The organism is Streptomyces sp. NPDC002138 (assembly GCF_040296485.1).
GTDB lineage: Bacteria > Actinomycetota > Actinomycetes > Streptomycetales > Streptomycetaceae > Streptomyces.
On the sequence record NZ_JBEOXE010000039.1, the window covers coordinates 16,210 to 32,646 of the forward strand.

The window sequence follows — 16,437 nt, forward strand, 5'->3', positions numbered from 1 at the left end:
ACCTCCTACGGCTAGGTTGCGCGTATGACGACTGCGTTGATCACAGGATCCACGGCGGGCATCGGCGCCGCCTTCGCCCGGAAGCTCGCCGCCCAGGGGCACAACCTGGTGCTGGTGGCCCGCGACACCAAGCGGCTGGGCGAGCAGGCCACCGAGCTGCACGACCGGCACGGCATCGAGGCCGAGGTGCTGACCGCCGACCTCTCCACGGAGGAGGGCATCGCGGCGGTCGAGCAGCGCCTGGGCGACCTCAAGCACCCGGTGGACCTGCTGGTCAACAACGCGGGCTTCGGCAACAAGGGCCGCTACCTCGAGGTCCCGATGGCCGACGAGCTGACGATGATCAAGGTGCACATCGAGGCGGTGCTGCGGCTGACCTCGGCGGCCACCGAGTCGATGCGCACGCGCGGGCGCGGTGGCGTGGTCAACGTGGCCTCGGTGGCGGCCTTCCTGCCGCGCGGCACGTACGGGGCGAGCAAGGCCTGGGTCGTGCAGTTCACCCAGGGCGCGGCGAAGGACCTGGCGGACTCCGGGGTGCGGCTGATGGCCCTGTGCCCCGGGTTCGTCCGTACGGAGTTCCACGAGCGGGCCGGCATGGGAACCGACAACATCCCCAACTGGATGTGGCTGGACGCGGACAAGCTGGTCGCCGAGGCGCTGGCCGACCTGGCGCGCGGGCGGACCGTATCGATCCCGGACCCCCGCTACAAGGCGCTGATGAGCGTGGTGAAGCTGGCCCCGCGCGGGCTGCTGGGCGGGATGTCCTCCCGTACGGGCCGCAAGTACGGACCGCAGTGACCGGCCGGTAAACCACCCATATGGCGCAATCGTCCCTAAACTGGACGTGTCCCGTTCCTGTTGGGAGGCGACGCGATGACATTCGTACAGGTAATCGATTACGAGACCAAGCGCTTCGATGAGATGAACGCCCTCATCGACCGCTACGCGGAACAGACCGCGGGCAGGCGCACGGTCACCCACACCCTGATCGGCAGGGACCGCGACTCGGGCACCCACTACGTGGACCTGGTCGAATTCCCCTCGTACGAGGAGGCCATGAGGAACTCTCGGCTCCCGGAGACGGACCGGATGTTCCAGGAGATGGTGGCCCTCTGTGACGGCATGCCGAAGTTCATGAACCTCGACGTGGTCCGCGACGAGTACCTCAACAAGCTCGTCGCGAACCGGGTGTTCGACGACATCGCCGTCAAGGGCGACTTCGACGTCATCGACGAGTGCGTGGCGGCCGGCTACATCACCCACGACATGATGGACACCGAGGGCCGGGGCAACGGCCGGGACGGCATGCGGCGCACGATCGGCATGTGGCGCGACGCGTTCGACTTCACCTTCGACACGACGCGCCAGATCGCCGAAGGGGACTGCGTCACCACGCTCTGGGACTGGCGGGGCACCCACAAGGGCGAGTTCATGGGGGTCGCACCGACCGGCAAGGAAGTCGGCATGTCGGGCTGTACGACCGTCCGGATCGAGAACGGCCAGATCGCGGAAGACTGGTGGTACTACGACGCACCGGGGCTGATGCGCCAACTGGGCATGTGAGACCTGGGCGGGCGAGACCTGAACAGGTGAGACGGAGAAAGCCCCGTTCCAGTGGAACGGGGCTTTCCCATGAGCCTGCGGGCCAGCGCGCTAGCGCGCTAGCGCGCTAGCGACGAGGTCAGTGGCTGTGGCCGTGGCCGTGGCCGTGGCCGGCGTCGCCCTCTTCCTCGGCCGGCTTCTCGACGACCAGGGTCTCGGTCGTGAGCAGCAGCGAGGCGATGGAGGCGGCGTTCTCCAGGGCGGAGCGGGTGACCTTGACCGGGTCGATGACGCCGGCCTTGACCAGGTCGCCGTACTCGCCGGTCGCGGCGTTGAAGCCCTGGCCCTTGTCGAGCTCGGCGACCTTCGCGGTGATGACGTAGCCCTCGAGGCCGGCGTTCTCCGCGATCCAGCGCAGCGGCTCGACGGCGGCGCGGCGGACGACCGCGACACCGGTGGCCTCGTCGCCGCTCAGGCCGAGGTTGCCCTCGAGGACCTTGACGGCGTGGACGAGCGCGGAGCCACCGCCGGAGACGATGCCCTCCTCGACCGCGGCGCGGGTCGCCGAGATGGCGTCCTCGAGGCGGTGCTTCTTCTCCTTGAGCTCCACCTCGGTGGCGGCGCCGACCTTGATGACGCAGACGCCACCGGCGAGCTTCGCCAGGCGCTCCTGCAGCTTCTCGCGGTCCCAGTCCGAGTCCGTGGACTCGATCTCGGCCTTGATCTGGTTGACGCGGCCGAGGACGTCGTCGTGGCTGCCGCCACCGTCGACGATGACCGTGTCGTCCTTGGTGATCGTGACGCGGCGGGCGGAGCCCAGCACGTCCAGACCGGCCTGGTCGAGCTTGAGGCCGACCTCTTCGGCGATGACGGTGGCGCCGGTGAGGGCGGCCATGTCCTGGAGCATCGCCTTGCGACGGTCACCGAAGCCGGGGGCCTTGACGGCCACGGCGTTGAAGGTGCCACGGATCTTGTTGACGACGAGGGTGGAGAGCGCCTCGCCCTCGACGTCCTCGGCGATGATCAGCAGCGGCTTGGAGGCACCGGCCTGGATGACCTTCTCCAGCAGCGGCAGCAGGTCCTGGATGGACGAGATCTTGCCCTGGTTGATCAGGATGTAGGGGTCCTCGAGGACGGCCTCCATACGCTCCTGGTCGGACACCATGTACGGGGAGAGGTAGCCCTTGTCGAAGGCCATGCCCTCGGTGAACTCCAGCTCCAGGCCGAAGGTGTTGGACTCCTCGACGGTGATGACACCGTCCTTGCCGACCTTGTCCATCGCCTCGGCGATGAGCTCGCCGACCTGGGTGTCCTGCGCGGAGAGCGCGGCCACGGCGGCGATGTCGGACTTGTCCTCGATCGGACGGGCGGTCTCCAGCAGCTCGGCGGAGACGGCCTTGACCGCCGCGTCGATGCCCTTCTTCAGGGCGGCCGGGGAGGCGCCGGCGGCGACGTTGCGCAGGCCCTCGCGGACCAGCGCCTGGGCCAGCACGGTGGCGGTGGTGGTGCCGTCACCCGCGATGTCGTTGGTCTTGGTCGCCACCTCCTTCACGAGCTGGGCGCCCAGGTTCTCGTACGGGTCGTCGAGCTCGACCTCACGCGCGATGGTGACACCGTCGTTGGTGATGGTGGGAGCGCCGAACTTCTTGTCGATGACGACGTTGCGGCCCTTGGGGCCGATCGTCACCTTGACCGTGTCGGCAAGCTTGTTGACGCCGCGCTCGAGAGCGCGACGGGCGTCCTCGTCAAACTTAAGAATCTTCGGCATGGGAGCGGTTCAGCCCTCTCGTTGCGATCCCCGGCCGCTCACCGCGACCGCCTTGAACGAACTACGCCCCTCGCCGCCCGGCATCAGCAGGGGTGACCAGGGGCGTAGCTCAAAGCAAAACTGGAGAAGTGACTTACTTCTCGACGATCGCGAGCACGTCGCGGGCCGAGAGGACGAGGTATTCCTCGCCGTTGTACTTCACTTCGGTGCCGCCGTACTTGCTGTACAGGACGACGTCGCCGACGGAGACGTCCAGCGGCAGGCGCTGACCGTCCTCGAAGCGACCCGGACCCACGGCGAGGACGACGCCCTCCTGGGGCTTCTCCTTCGCGGTGTCCGGGATGACCAGGCCGGAGGCCGTGGTCTGCTCGGCGTCGAGCGGCTGGACCACGATGCGGTCCTCAAGCGGCTTGATGGCAACCTTGGAGCTGGTGGTCGTCACGTTCCGGTCTCCCCCTTCGGAGATCTCACGGGGTTAACTGTTTTTGGGGTGGCGACCAGGTGGTTCCGTCGTCGCGGGTGCCGGACCTGCCTGTCGCTGCGTTGGCACTCACCAGGGGCGAGTGCCAGGTGCGACACTATTCCGGTGATTAGCACTCGGTCAAGCGGAGTGCCAATTACGACCGGTCGGCGTTGCGTGCGGACCCTCGCCCCCCAGGGTTCACAGCCCGATATGTGACGCTTGGCCCGTGCGCATTCTCGTGGTCGAAGACGAAGAAGGGCTGGCCGAGTCCCTCCGGCGCGGCCTGTCCGCCGAGGGCCACTGGGTCGAGGTCGCCCACGACGGCCACCGCGGTCTGGAACTGGCGCTCAGCGGCGGCCCGTACGACGTGGTCCTGCTCGACCTGATGCTGCCGGGGATCTCCGGGTACGAGATCTGCACCCGGATGCGCGCCCACGGCGACCCCACCCCCGTGCTGATGCTCACCGCCAAGGACGGCGAGTACGACGAGGCCGAGGGCCTGGACTCCGGCGCCGACGACTACCTGACCAAGCCGTTCTCGTTCGTCGTACTGGGCGCCCGCGTCCGCGCGCTGGCCCGCCGGGCCGGCGCCCCCGGCCGCACCACCCTCCAGGCCGGCGACCTCTTCCTGGACCCCGGGGCCCGCCGCTGCCGCCGGGGCACCCGGGACATCGAGCTGACCACCCGCGAGCTGGGCGTCCTGGCCTGTCTGATGGAGCATCCGGGCCGGGCCGTGGCCAAGCAGGAGATCCTCGACGAGGTGTGGTGCTCCCCCGGCGGCTCCACGGACATCGACCCGAACATCGTCGAGGTGTACGTCTCCTCGCTCCGCAAGAAGATCGACGCCCCCTTCGGGCGCCGCTCCATCCGCACCGTCCACGGCACCGGCTACCGGATGGCCCCGGACGGTGGTTAGGCCGTCTCTTTCGGATCTTGTCGGTCGAGCCCGCGGCGTCTGGTGCCGTGCATGGCCGTGCTGCCGGGGCGCTCGTGTACTGGACGTACTCGGTCGCCCCGGCAGTGCGGCCAGGCGCGGTGCCAGGCGTCGCGGGCCCGGCAAGATCCGAAAGAGACGGCCCAGCAGCGTCCGGGCCCGCGCGGCCCTCGCCGCCGCGCTCGCGATGGCGGCCGTCCTGGCCGTGGGCGGGATCTGGCTGCACGCCCTGCTGCGCGCCAACCTCCTGGACAACACCAACGGCCGCACCGAACTCGCCGCCCGCAAGGTGGCCGCGCAGCTCGACTCCCGGCCCCCGCCGGCCGGCCGGCTGCCCGCGCCCGAGAGCGGGGTGGACCGGGTGTTCGTCCTGGACGCGGCGGGCCGGGTCACCGCCGCCAGCGGGGACCCGGGCGGGGTCCCCGCCGAGCTGGCGGCCCTGCGCCCCGCTCCCGGGGACGACGCGCGCGCGGCCGTCCTGCCGCCCCCCGCCTCCGGGGACGGGGAGCGGCGCGCGGTCGTGGTGGTGGCCTCCCCCGGCCCGCCGGGGGCCGGAGGACCGGCGGGCGCGCACTACGTGTACGCGATGACCGTCCTCGGGGACGTGGACGACGCCACCCGCTCCATCGCCTACGGGATGCTGGGCGGCGCGCCCCCGCTGATCGCCTTCGCCGCCGCGCTCGCCTGGTGGGTGGCCGGGCTGGCGCTGCGCCCGGTGACCGCGATCCGCGACGGGCTGGCCGCGGTCACCGCGAGCGAGCTGGACCGGCGGGTGCCCGACCCGGGCGGGGCGGACGAGATCGCGCGCCTGGCCCGGACCGTGAACGAGACCCTGGACCGGCTGGAGCGCTCCGACGCGCGCCAGCGCCAGTTCACCGCCGACGCCTCGCACGAGCTGCGCAATCCGCTGGCCGCCGTACGGTCCCGGCTGGAGGTGGCGCTGCGGGATCCGGACCGGGAGTCGGTCGCGGCCGCCCTCGCCGACACCGAGCGGCTCCAGCGGATCGCGGCCGATCTGCTGCTGCTGGCCCGGCTGGACGGGCGGCCCGCGCCGCGCGCCGAGCCGGTGGACCTGGCGCTGCTGGCGGCGGAGGACGCGGCCCGGCGGCGGGCGCCGCGGGTGCGGCTGCGGGTGGAGGCGGGGGCGCCCGTACCGGCGGCCGGGGATCCGGCGCGGCTGGAGCGGGCGCTGGCCAACCTGGTGGACAACGCGCTGCGGCACGCCCGTACCGAGGTGGTCGTACGGGCGTACGCGCGGGGCGGCTGGAACGTGCTGGAGGTCACGGACGACGGGCCGGGGATCCCGGAGGCGGACCGGGACCGGGTCTTCGAGCGGTTCGTCCGGCTGGACGCCGACCGGGGCCGGGCGGGCGGCGGCACCGGGCTGGGCCTGGCCATCGCCCGCGAGATCGCCCGCTCGCACGGCGGCGAGCTGACGGCGCGGGATCCGCTGCCCGGCGGGGCGGACGGGAACGGGGCGGACGGGAGCGGGGCGGACGGGGGCGGGGCGCGGCTGGTGCTGCGGCTGCCCGTGGGGTCCTGAAGGGCCTGAGGGATGGCCGGTTCTGAACGGGTCTTCAGGACCCTCAGCTTTCCTTCAGCGCCCGGGCCCCAGCATCGACTGCCATGAGCGCGCATCGGAGGAAGACGGGTCAGGGCACACGGGGGCCGCACCGCCGGATCGGGCGCACGCTGCTGATCACCGGCTGCGCGCTGACCGTTGTGGCGGGCGGCGGCGCCTGGTACCTCTACGACGATCTGGCGGGCAGCATCGGCAGCTCCAAGGCTCTGGAGGGCGCCGAGAAGTCGACGGCCGGCGATACGAACATCCTGCTGATGGGGCTGGACAGCCGCCGCGACCAGAACGGCGAGCCGCTGCCCGAGGACGTCCTCGACAAGCTGCACGCGGGCAGCTCCGACATCGGCGGCTACAACACGAACACCCTGATCCTGCTGCACGTGCCCGCGGGCGGCGGCCGGGCGAAGGGCTTCTCGATCCCGCGCGACGACTTCGTGACGATGCACGGGGTGCCCGGTGACACGGGCAAGCAGAAGATCAAGGAGGCGTACGGGCGGGCGAAGGCGAAGCGCGAAGAGCAGCTCTCCGACCAGGGCGTCACGGACCGGCGGCAGCTGGAGCGCGAGGGCCGCGAGGCGGGGCGCAAGGCCTCGATCGAGACGGTACGGGCTTTCCTCGGCGTGCCGATCGACCACTTCGCCGAGCTGAACCTGGCCGGTTTCTACCACCTGGCGGACGCGCTGGACGGCGTACCGGTGTGTCTGAACAAGGCCGTCAAGGACAAGAACTCCGGTGCGGACTTCCCGGCCGGGCGGCAGACCCTCGACGGCCGGCAGTCACTCGCGTTCGTGCGCCAGCGGATGGGTCTGGAGGGCGGCGACCTGGACCGTACGCGGCGGCAGCAGGCGTTCCTGGCCGGGGCGACGAAGAAGCTGAACGACGCCGGGACCTTCACCGATCCCGTGAAACTGCTCAAGCTGATCACCACGGCGAAGCAGGACGTCGTGACCGATCAGGGCTGGGATCTGCTGTCCTTCGTCAAGCAGGCGAAGAACCTCTCGGGCGGCCGTGTGGAATTCACGACACTGCCCGTCGAGGGGTTCGGAAGCAACCATGGGGCCGTCATCAACGTCGTAGACGATATGAAGATAAAGCGCCTCATAGCCGAGCAGATAGGGCCGAGGGCCGCCGCGAGCCCGAGCGTACCGGGCTCCGCTGCCTCGTCACCAGGGGCCCGGGCACTGGAGCCGGCCGCCTCGGCGTCGGCCTCCGCGCCCGCTACGGGCGAGAAGAGGAGCGCCATCGACGGCGGCGGCGTCCCGTGCGTGGACTGACCCCGAGGACGGTGGCGGGCGCCCGCCGCCGGACGGAGGCCCTGCTGCTGGCCCTGGTCGTCGCGATCACCGTCTTCGGGCACGTGAGCGCGAGCCTGGCCATGAACGGCCGGCTGCCCGCCAACCTCACCGGCTTCACGGTCAGCATGACGCTGCTGTCGCTGGTGGGGCACCTCGGCGTGCGCCGGTTCGCCGCGTACGCCGATCCGCTGATCCTGCCGCTCGCGATGCTGCTGACCGGGCTCGGGCTGATCCTGCTGCACCGGCTCGACCAGGCGTACCTGGAGCGGTACAACTCGCCGGCGGTCGCGCCGGGGCAGCTGATGTGGTCCGTGGTGGGTGTCGGCGCCTGTCTCGCGGTGGTGGCGTTCCTGCGCGACCACCGGCTGCTGCAGCGGTTCATCTACATCACGATGGCCGTCTCGCTGGTGCTGCTGATCGCGCCGGCGTTCTTCGGCGCGGACACGTACGGCGCGAAGCGGTGGATCATCCTCTTCGGGCTGTCGCTCCAGCCGGGCGAGTTCGTGAAGATCATGATCGCGGTGTTCTTCGCGGGGTACCTGGTGCTGCACCGCGACACGCTGGCCCTGGCCGGGCGCAAGTTCCTCGGCATGCGGCTGCCGCCGATGCGCCAGCTCGGCCCGATCATCACGGTGTGGCTGATCTCGCTGATGGTGCTCGTCTTCGAACGCGACCTCGGCACCTCGCTGATCTTCTTCGGCGTCTTCGTGGTGATGCTCTACGTCGCCACCGAGCGCACCAGCTGGATCGTGTGCGGCGGGATCATGGCCGCCGTCGGCGCCTTCGTGGTGGGCTCGACCGAGCCGCATGTGAAGGGCCGCGTCGCCGCCTGGCTGGACCCGCTGTCGTACTACCAGGACCCGCGCCCGCCGGGCATCTCCTCCGACCAGTCGGCGCAGGCCCTGTTCAGCTTCGGCACCGGCGGGGTCTCGGGCACCGGACTGGGCATGGGCCACCCGGAGCTGATCAGCTTCGCGGGGCGCAGCGACTTCATCCTGACCACGGTCGGCGAGGAGCTGGGCCTGGCCGGGGTGATGGCGGTGCTGATCCTGTACGCGCTGCTGGCCCAGCGGGGGCTGCGGATGGCGCTGGGCGCCCGCGACCCCTTCGGCAAGCTGCTCGCGGTCGGCCTGGCCTCGGCCCTGGCGCTCCAGGTGTTCGTGGTCGCGGGCGGCGTGACCGGCCTGATCCCGCTCACCGGCAAGGCCCTGCCGTTCCTGGCGAGCGGCGGTTCGTCCCTCCTGGCCAACTGGATCATGATCGGCCTCCTGATCCGCATCAGCGACAGCGCGGAACGCCAACGCGAGGCGGACTCCCTGCCGATGACGGAACCCCCGGCAACCCTGGCGGCCTAGCTCGAAAGAGACGGCCCAACGGCTCGACGGCGCGCGGGGCCCGGGTCAGTCGCGGTCGAAGACGTGGACGCGGCCCGCGGGGGTGAAGCCGCGGCGGGTGTACCAGTGGCGGGGCCAGTCCGCCTCGTCGGCGGTGAGGAAGAGCGTCCCGCAGCCCGCGGCGGCGGCCGTGCGCAGGGCTTCCGCGAGGACGGCGTCGCCGTAGCCGCGGCCCAGGTGGGCCTCGGCGGTCATCAGGTCCTCGAACTGGGCCGTGCCCGAGGGCGGGTCGAGGTACAGGTCGGCCCAGGCGGCCACGTCCCCCTCGGGGGCGCGGGCGCCGATGAAGCGCACGGCCTCGGCGCCCCGGAGCCGGGCCGCGCGCCGGGCCACGAGCTGGCGCAGGTCCTCGTCCTCCGCGTCCGGCAGGAACCCGCGCCAGCGGGCGGCGAGCGGCTCGCGGAACGCGGCCAGGTCCACCTCGGCGGCGGTCGGCGCCCCGGCGGCCGCGGCGGCCGGCAGCGGCCCGGTGTGCCGCAGCACGACCAGCGTCACGTGGCCGTACCCGGCGCGGACCATGGGCTCCGTACAGGCGGCTCCCCCGGCGTCGTCGAAGGCGCTGACGAGCCGGAACGGAAGGTGCCCCAGCGCCGCCTCGGCGATCCCCGGGAGCGCCTCGGGGTCCAGGGCGGCGGGGTCGTCGATGACGACCTGGTTGTCGGCCCGGGACCGGTCGAACGTGTCGTCCAGCGCCGCGAACCCCCCGGGCAGGTCGACGGTCCGCTCCGCCTGCCGCCGGGCGAACCCGGACATGAAGGTCGTGAGCCGCTGTGTCCCGGGTCCTCGCATGGAGGAACCCTAACCAGCGGTGGCTAACCGGTGGGGCCCTGGAGGTAGTCCTCCAGGCGTCCGATCTTGTAGCCCTGCTCCTGGATGCGCTGGAGCATGCGGGTCGTCATCTGGATCTCGGTCGAGCCCTTGAGCTCGGCCGGGCCGCGGAAGTGGGCCAGGATGATGTCGCCCGGTTTCAGGGCGCTGCCTTCCGCGTACTGGAAGTTGTTGATCTGCATCGAAGCCTGCCACAGCACCGCGTACGAGAGCCCGCACTCCGCGGCGGCCTTCAGGGTGTCGTCGTTGTAGTTGCCGTAGGGCGGCCGGAAGAGGGTCGGCCGCTTCCCGAACCGCTTCTCAAGGCGTTCCTGCTGGCCGCATATCTCCTTCTTCTGCGCCGCGAAGGACAGCGTGCGCAGGTTCGGGTGCGTCAGCGTGTGGTTGTTGATCGTGCTGCCCGAGCCGTTGTCGCGGAGCGACTGGAAGTGCCCGTAGTCCGACGAGGCGATGTTGTCCGTCAGGAACATGGTGATCGGCAGCTTGAGGTCGGCCGCCATCTTCAGGAACTCGGGGTTCTTCTCCGCGCCGTCGTCGAAGGTCAGGAAGACCGTCTTCTCCCCGGCGGGCACGGGTATCCGGTTCACCACGGGTATCTTGCCCGGCCCGGCCGTCGGGAGCTGCGGCTTCTGCGTCGGCTTCGCCGCGAATTCCAGCGGCTTGGCCAGGCCCCACCGCGTGTGGGCGTCGTTCGGGGAGGCGCTCGCGGAGGGCGCGGGGGCCGGCTTGCCGCTGCCGCCGCCCGGGCCCGTACCGTCCGTCGCGCCCTGCGACGCCTCCGCGGTCTTGCGGCCGAGCCGCTCGATGGGGTCCACGCTGTTCCCGCACCCCGAAAGGGACAGCGCGAGCGCGCCGGCCGCCAGCGTTCCGGCCGTCAGCCGGCGCGCGATGCTCACAAGTAGTCCTCCAGGCGGGCCACGGCGTATCCCTTCGCCGTGACGGTCTTCATCACCTGGCGGATCATGTCAGGCATCGTGCCCTTCCAGTCTTCCCGCCCCCGGAAATGCGTGAGGATGATGTCCCCAGGATGCAGGTCCTTGTCCTCTTCCCGCCAGTCCATCCTGTCCGTGAACGCCTCGGCGTTCCAGATCGGGGCGGCCTTGATCCCGCAGGACTTCGCCGCGCGCAGCGTGTCCTCGTTGTAGTTGCCGTACGGCGGCCGGAAGAGGGTCGGCCGCTTGCCGAACTCCTTCTGGATGGTGTCCTGCATGCCGCAGATCTCCTGGCGCTGCTTCTCGTAGGAGAGGGCGGGCAGGTAGCGGTGGTTGAGCGTGTGGTTGTTGATCGAGACGCCCTGGGACTGCATCTGCTTGAAGTACGCGTAGTTGTCGCGCACCAGGTAGTCGCTGAGGAACGCCGTGAACGGGATCTTCAGCTCCTGCATCATCTTCAGGAACTCGGGGTCCTTCTCGGCCCCGTCGTCGATCGTCAGGAAGACGACCTTGTCCTCGGTGGGCACGGTCGTGAAGACCGGCGGGAGGCTGTCGCCGTCCTCCACCTCGAAGCCCTTGCGGAAGGTGATCTCCGGCTTGGTCTTCGGCGCCGGGGGCGCGGCCAGCGGTGTCGCGGCCAGCCCCCACTTCTTGGCGGCGACGGCCCGTGCCTGCTGGAGCTGCGCGGCGCTGACCGCCGGGCCGCCCTGGGCGCCGGACGCGCCCGCCCGGCCGGATTCCGTCGTGGCCTTCTTCACCGCGGGGGCGGAGCCGCTCGAACCGCAGGCCGTCCCCAGGGCGGCGACCAGCAGCGCGGCCAGCGCCACCCCGTACCGGCCGCGCGTGCCCGCGACTCGGTGACCCATACGCGCCTTATTTCCGGTTTTTCCTACTAGCTGCATAGCTGGGCATCCTGGCACCCGGGCGCCGCGCACCTGCGGCGACACCGCGACCGGCGGCGGACGATCCATCGAGTGGCCCACACTGGCCGACAATGAGGGGGTGAACCCCGAAGACTTCGCCGCCCTGCTCGCCCCCGAGGGCCGCGCCCTGCTCGACTCGCTGCACGACTACGACCCGGCCCGGGAAATCGCCGTGGCCACCCGGCTGCGCCGCGAACACCCCGCCGGGCTGGTCTCCGCCGCGCTCGGACAGGCCCGGCTGCGCCAGCGCGCGGTGGTGAAGTTCGGCGCCGAGGACGCGCGGCGCATGTACTTCACGCCCGGCGGCGGCGAGATGGCCACCCGGGCCGCCGTGGCCGCGTACCGCGCCGAGCGGATCGCCGCCCTCGGCGTACGGTCGGTCGCCGACCTCTGCTGCGGCATCGGCGGGGACGCCCTGGCCCTGGCCCGCGCCGGGATCCGGGTGCTCGCCGTGGACCGGGACCCGCTGACCGTCGCCGTCGCCCGTGCCAACGCCGAGGCGCTCGGGCTCGCGGACCTCATCGAGGTCGTGGAGGCCGATGTCACCGAGGTCGACACCACCGGGTACGACGCCGTGTTCATCGACCCGGCGCGGCGCGGCGGGCGCGGGCGGATCTTCGACCCGGAGGGGTACTCGCCGCCGCTGTCCTGGGCCGTCGAGACCGCCCGGGCGGCCAAGTGGGCGGCCATCAAGATCGCCCCCGGGATCCCGCACGAGGCCGTACCCGCCGAGGCCGAGGCCGAGTGGATCTCCGACGGCGGGGACGTGAAGGAGGCCGTGCTCTGGTTCGGGACCGCGCCCGGCGCCATCCGCGCGACCCTGCTCCCCGGGCCGCGGAGCCTGCGTACCGAGGACCCGCTGCCCGACCCCGGGGCGGGACCGGTGGGCCGTTACCTCTACGAGCCGGACGGCGCGGTCATCCGCGCCCACCTCGTCGCCGAGGTCGCCGAGCAGCTCGGCGGGCGGCTGATCGACCCGACCATCGCCTACATCACCGCCGACGAGCTGCGCCCGACGCCGTACGCCACCGCGTACGAGATCACCGACGTGCTGCCCTTCGGCCTCAAGAAGCTCAAGGCGCTGCTGCGCGAGCGCGGGGTGGGGATCCTGACCGTGAAGAAGCGCGGCTCGGCGATCGAGCCGGAGGAGCTGCGCAAGAAGGTCAAGCCGCAGGGGCCGAACTCCGCGACGGTCATCCTGACCCGAGTGGCGGGCGCTCCTTCGATGCTGATCGGCGCTCCTGCGCGGGTACCGGAGCGGTGACCGGCGGGGGCCCGGGCTCGGCCTGGGCCTGCGCGGGGGCCTGCCGCCGCGGCCGGAAGGCCCGCAGGGCCCACCGGTAGTGCGCGGCCGCCTTTCCGGCCCCCAGCAGCCCGGTGATCCACAGGATCATCCCGAGGCCCATGAAGCAGGCCACCTCGCCGTACGTGTCCGAGCCGGGCCGGGCGGTGCCCGCGGACCCGAAGGTCACCCACAGCCCCAACGCGCACAGGAGCAGCGAGGACAGCAGCCAGACCAGGCTGCGCCCCGGCATCCGCAGCCGGGCGTCCCCCACCGGATCGCGGTCCGACTCGGCCCAGGCGCACAGCAGTTGCCGGACCTGACGGTCCCGCTTGGCGCCCCACACGAACCAGAACCCGGCCGGTACGAGGACCCCCGCCCCCAGCACCAGGAAGACGGCGCCGACGAACCCCTCGGCCATGCCGCCCTCTTCGAAGGCCATCAGGGCCATGCCGACGAAGGACCAGCCGAGGGCGAAGACGGCGCTGACCGCCCAGAGCAGCAACAGCCGCCCGGTACCCAGGCTCAGCCGCTCCAACTCCCCCAGGAACCGGGCCCGGTCGGCCCGGACGGCTGTCTCGTCCAGCCAGGCGCGCAGGTGAGCGGGCGGCGGCGGTGGCGGCAGGTCACGGCGGGGCATGCGCATGACGATAGCGGCACCGCGGAGCGCTCCCGGCGCGGGTGTGCCGCCGCGCTCAGGTCAGCTCGACGGACTCGAAGCGCCACCGGTGCACCGGTCGGGTGATCAGATCCGCCGCCGGTTCGGGCAGTTCGGGCAGTTCGGACGACTCGGCCGCGCCGCCGTCCGCCGTGCCCGCCGTGCCCGCCGTGCCCGCCGCGTCCGTCCCGGTCTCCCACCAGGTGATGACCAGGACGCGTTCCTGCGGGGCCCGGAACACCTCGCGGCGCACCGGTTCGCGGGCGAGCACCTGCGAACGGGCCCACTCCAGCAGCTCGTTGCCCCGGCCGTCGGCTGCCCGGGCCTCCCACATCACGGCCACGGTGGTGCTCATGAGTACAGGTTGTCCTTGCTGAGCTCGTGCACGTGATCGTGGTCGTGCGCATGCCCGTGCCCGTGGCTGTGCCCGTGGCTGTGCGCACCGTCGTGCCCGTGGTCGTGCGACGTACCGGGCACGTGCGGTTCGGTCACCGGCAGCGAGGAGTCCGCCGACAGGTCCCAGTCCGAGGCCGGCCGGTTCCGCTTGACCATCTCCGCGCCCAGCGCCGCCACCATCGCGCCGTTGTCCGTACACAGCTTCGGGCGCGGCACCCGCAGGATGATCCCCGCGTCGTCGCAGCGTTCCTGCGCCAGCGAGCGCAGCCGCGAGTTCGCCGCCACACCGCCGCCGATCATCAGGTGGTCGACGCCCTCGTCCTTGCACGCGCGGATCGCCTTGCGCGTCAGCACGTCCACCACGGCCTCCTGGAAGGACGCGGCCACATCGCGCACCGGCACCTCCTCGCCGGCCTTCCGCTTCGCCTCGATCCAGCGCGCCACCGCGGTCTTGAGCCCGGAGAAGGAGAAGTCGTACGCCGCGTCGCGCGGCCCGGTCAGCCCGCGCGGGAAGTTGATCGCCTTCGGGTCGCCCTCGCGCGCGAGCCGGTCGATGACCGGACCGCCCGGGAAGCCGAGCTGGAGCACCCGCGCGATCTTGTCGAAGGCCTCGCCCGCCGCGTCGTCGATGGTCGCGCCCAGCGGCCGTACGTCGCTGGTGATGTCCGGGGCCAGCAGGAGCGAGGAGTGCCCGCCGGACACCAGCAGGGCCATCGTGGGCTCGGGCAGCGGCCCGTGCTCCAGCTGGTCCACGCAGATGTGGGAGGCCAGGTGGTTCACCCCGTACAGCGGCTTGCCGAGCGCGTAGGCGTAGGCCTTCGCCGCCGAGGTGCCGACCAGCAGCGCCCCCGCCAGACCGGGACCGGCGGTCACCGCGATGCCGTCGAGGTCGCGGGCGCTGACCCCGGCTTCCTTCAGGGCGCGCTCGATGGTCGGGACCATCGCCTCCAGGTGCGCGCGGGAGGCCACCTCGGGCACGACCCCGCCGAAGCGCGCGTGCTCGTCCACGCTGGACGCGATCGCGTCGGCGAGCAGCGTGGTGCCGCGCACGACACCGACGCCGGTCTCGTCGCAGGACGTCTCGATACCGAGGACGAGCGGTTCGTCAGCCATGGGATTCACCTTGTACGGGTCCGTCTGTGGATACGGAGCTTGCGGGATCGGAGAGTCGCATCACGAGCGCGTCGACATTGCCGGGCTGGTAGTAGCCGCGCCGGAAGCCGATCGCCTCGAAGCCGAAGCGCTCGTAGAGCCGCTGGGCGCGGGTGTTGTCCACCCGCACCTCCAGCAGCACCTCGGCGCATTCGAAGGCGGTGGCGGCGCCGAGCAGATCGGTGAGCAGCCGGGCGCCGAGCCCGGTCCCCCACTGGTCGCGGGCGGCCGCGATGGTCTGTACGTCGCCCAGGCCGCCGGCGGCGGAGAGCCCGGCGTAGCCGACCAGGCGGCCACCGGGCCCCTCCTCGGCGACCACGTAGCGACGGGTGGCCAGCGGGCCGCGGGCGTGGGCCAGCTCGGACCAGAACATCCCCGCGGACCAGGCGTCCTCGGGGAACAGCTCGTGTTCCAGCTCCAGCACCGGCTCGATGTCCCACCAGCGCATCTCGCGCAGCAGGACGGCCGGGGCTGCCGGTGCGGCCGGAGCTTCCCGTGCCGTCGGGCCGGTCGCACCGCTCGCGTCGGCCGGGCCGGCCGGGGCCGTCGACGCCGTCACTGGGGCGTGACCACCTTGTAGTTCTTGGGCACCTCGGCGTCGGGGCGGCGCAGGTAGAGCGGGGTCGGCGGGAGGAAATCCGCCCCCGCCGCCAGCCGTTCCGCGGCCAGCGCGGCCAGGGCCCCGGCCGACTGGTGCTCGGGCCCGCGCGCGTCCGGGAAGGCGGCGGGGTAGAGCAGCGCCCCCGCGCCGACCACGGGCAGCCCCGCGAGCCGCTCGGCGATCTCCGCCGGGCGGTCCACGGCGGGCTCGGTGACCCGGGTGCGCGGGTCCTCGTACCGCGCCCAGTACACCTCCTTGCGGCGGGCGTCGGTGGCCACCGCGAAGGGGCCCTCGATCCCGGCGTCCAGGGCGGCGTAGGCCAGCCCGTCGAGGGTGCACAGGCCGTGCACCGGCACGCCGAGCACGGAGGCGAAGGTGGCGGCGGTGACCAGGCCGACGCGCAGCCCCGTGTAGGGGCCGGGGCCGACGCCCACGACGATGCCGGTCACGGCGTCGAGCGTGCGCCCGGCCTCGGCGAGGACCTTGTCGACGGAGGGCAGCAACAGCTCCCCGTGACGGCGGGCATCGACCTGGAGCGCCTCGGCGATGACGGACTCACCGTCGTGCAGGGCGACGGTGACGGCGGGCGTGGCGGTATCTACAGCGAGCAAGAGCACGCGAACAGCCTACGACTCCGCGGCCCGGGCCCCTTGCGGCCGGTCACGCGGCACCCCGGCTGCTACCGTCAGC

The 16,437-nt window shown here is 72.0% G+C and carries 17 protein-coding genes; 7 read left to right on the top strand and 10 right to left on the bottom strand.

The window, feature by feature from the left end:
• The first annotated feature begins 24 nt into the window (after positions 1–24).
• Together ABT084_RS24030 and ABT084_RS24035 are read left to right on the top strand one after the other, a co-directional pair.
• Positions 25–798, top strand: coding sequence for an SDR family NAD(P)-dependent oxidoreductase (locus ABT084_RS24030; protein ID WP_351047498.1), 774 nt, complete (start codon positions 25–27; stop codon positions 796–798).
• A gap of 75 nt (positions 799–873) precedes the next feature.
• Entirely contained in the window at positions 874–1,563 is a 690-nt protein-coding gene (locus tag ABT084_RS24035) for an ester cyclase (protein WP_351047500.1), read from the top strand.
• Positions 1,564–1,681: 118 nt separating this feature from the next.
• On the opposite strand, the gene groL is transcribed toward ABT084_RS24035, so the two are convergent.
• Together groL and groES are read right to left on the bottom strand one after the other, a co-directional pair.
• Positions 1,682–3,310 carry a chaperonin GroEL gene (gene groL / locus ABT084_RS24040; protein ID WP_351047503.1) on the bottom strand — a complete coding sequence of 543 codons (1,629 nt, stop codon included), beginning with the start codon at positions 3,308–3,310 and terminating at the stop codon, positions 1,682–1,684.
• 133 nt (positions 3,311–3,443) lie between these two features.
• Positions 3,444–3,752 carry a co-chaperone GroES gene (gene groES / locus ABT084_RS24045; protein WP_283455899.1) on the bottom strand — a complete coding sequence of 103 codons (309 nt, stop codon included), beginning with the start codon at positions 3,750–3,752 and terminating at the stop codon, positions 3,444–3,446.
• Positions 3,753–3,999: 247 nt separating this feature from the next.
• On the opposite strand from groES, the gene ABT084_RS24050 reads away from it, so the two are divergent.
• The 4 genes from ABT084_RS24050 to ABT084_RS24065 all read left to right on the top strand — a co-directional run bounded on the left by ABT084_RS24050 (position 4,000) and on the right by ABT084_RS24065 (position 8,936).
• Positions 4,000–4,689: a response regulator transcription factor gene (locus tag ABT084_RS24050; protein ID WP_351047507.1), complete on the top strand. Its 690-nt coding sequence runs from the start codon at positions 4,000–4,002 to the stop codon at positions 4,687–4,689.
• Positions 4,690–4,894: 205 nt separating this feature from the next.
• Positions 4,895–6,250 carry a sensor histidine kinase gene (locus tag ABT084_RS24055; RefSeq protein ID WP_351047509.1) on the top strand — a complete coding sequence of 452 codons (1,356 nt, stop codon included), beginning with the start codon at positions 4,895–4,897 and terminating at the stop codon, positions 6,248–6,250.
• A gap of 83 nt (positions 6,251–6,333) precedes the next feature.
• The gene (locus ABT084_RS24060) at positions 6,334–7,560 is read left to right on the top strand and encodes an LCP family protein (RefSeq protein WP_351047510.1); all 1,227 of its coding nucleotides are present in this window, start codon (positions 6,334–6,336) and stop codon (positions 7,558–7,560) included.
• A complete protein-coding gene (locus tag ABT084_RS24065) occupies positions 7,548–8,936 on the top strand; it encodes an FtsW/RodA/SpoVE family cell cycle protein (RefSeq protein WP_351047513.1) in 1,389 nt (462 codons plus the stop codon). Before ABT084_RS24060 ends, ABT084_RS24065 begins: the two co-directional genes overlap by 13 nt.
• A 45-nt stretch (positions 8,937–8,981) precedes the next feature.
• On the opposite strand, the gene ABT084_RS24070 is transcribed toward ABT084_RS24065, so the two are convergent.
• From ABT084_RS24070 to ABT084_RS24080, 3 genes are read right to left on the bottom strand one after another with little or no spacing between them, the layout of a single operon-like run.
• A complete protein-coding gene (locus ABT084_RS24070) occupies positions 8,982–9,764 on the bottom strand; it encodes a GNAT family N-acetyltransferase (protein ID WP_351047515.1) in 783 nt (260 codons plus the stop codon).
• Between the two features lie 23 nt (positions 9,765–9,787).
• The gene (locus tag ABT084_RS24075) at positions 9,788–10,699 is read right to left on the bottom strand and encodes a polysaccharide deacetylase family protein (RefSeq protein WP_351047518.1); all 912 of its coding nucleotides are present in this window, start codon (positions 10,697–10,699) and stop codon (positions 9,788–9,790) included.
• Positions 10,696–11,601 (bottom strand): polysaccharide deacetylase family protein, encoded by a 906-nt coding sequence (locus ABT084_RS24080; RefSeq protein WP_351047520.1) that lies wholly within the window; start codon positions 11,599–11,601, stop codon positions 10,696–10,698. Before ABT084_RS24080 ends, ABT084_RS24075 begins: the two co-directional genes overlap by 4 nt.
• A 136-nt stretch (positions 11,602–11,737) precedes the next feature.
• On the opposite strand from ABT084_RS24080, the gene ABT084_RS24085 reads away from it, so the two are divergent.
• Positions 11,738–12,922 carry a THUMP-like domain-containing protein gene (locus ABT084_RS24085; RefSeq protein ID WP_351047523.1) on the top strand — a complete coding sequence of 395 codons (1,185 nt, stop codon included), beginning with the start codon at positions 11,738–11,740 and terminating at the stop codon, positions 12,920–12,922.
• On the opposite strand, the gene ABT084_RS24090 is transcribed toward ABT084_RS24085, so the two are convergent.
• The 5 genes from ABT084_RS24090 to tsaB all read right to left on the bottom strand — a co-directional run bounded on the left by ABT084_RS24090 (position 12,852) and on the right by tsaB (position 16,364).
• Positions 12,852–13,580 (bottom strand): hypothetical protein, encoded by a 729-nt coding sequence (locus ABT084_RS24090; protein WP_351047526.1) that lies wholly within the window; start codon positions 13,578–13,580, stop codon positions 12,852–12,854. The genes ABT084_RS24085 and ABT084_RS24090 overlap by 71 nt on opposite strands.
• A 55-nt stretch (positions 13,581–13,635) precedes the next feature.
• Positions 13,636–13,953, bottom strand: coding sequence for a hypothetical protein (locus ABT084_RS24095; RefSeq protein ID WP_351047529.1), 318 nt, complete (start codon positions 13,951–13,953; stop codon positions 13,636–13,638).
• Positions 13,950–15,107, bottom strand: a complete 1,158-nt coding sequence (gene tsaD, locus ABT084_RS24100) for a tRNA (adenosine(37)-N6)-threonylcarbamoyltransferase complex transferase subunit TsaD (protein ID WP_351047532.1) — start codon at positions 15,105–15,107, stop codon at positions 13,950–13,952. The genes ABT084_RS24095 and tsaD overlap by 4 nt, the downstream gene beginning before the upstream one ends.
• The gene (gene rimI / locus ABT084_RS24105) at positions 15,100–15,594 is read right to left on the bottom strand and encodes a ribosomal protein S18-alanine N-acetyltransferase (RefSeq protein WP_351047641.1); all 495 of its coding nucleotides are present in this window, start codon (positions 15,592–15,594) and stop codon (positions 15,100–15,102) included. The genes tsaD and rimI overlap by 8 nt, the downstream gene beginning before the upstream one ends.
• Positions 15,595–15,701: 107 nt before the next feature.
• On the bottom strand, positions 15,702–16,364 hold the full coding sequence (gene tsaB, locus ABT084_RS24110) for a tRNA (adenosine(37)-N6)-threonylcarbamoyltransferase complex dimerization subunit type 1 TsaB (RefSeq protein ID WP_351047535.1): 663 nt from the start codon (positions 16,362–16,364) through the stop codon (positions 15,702–15,704).
• Positions 16,365–16,437 lie beyond the last annotated feature (73 nt).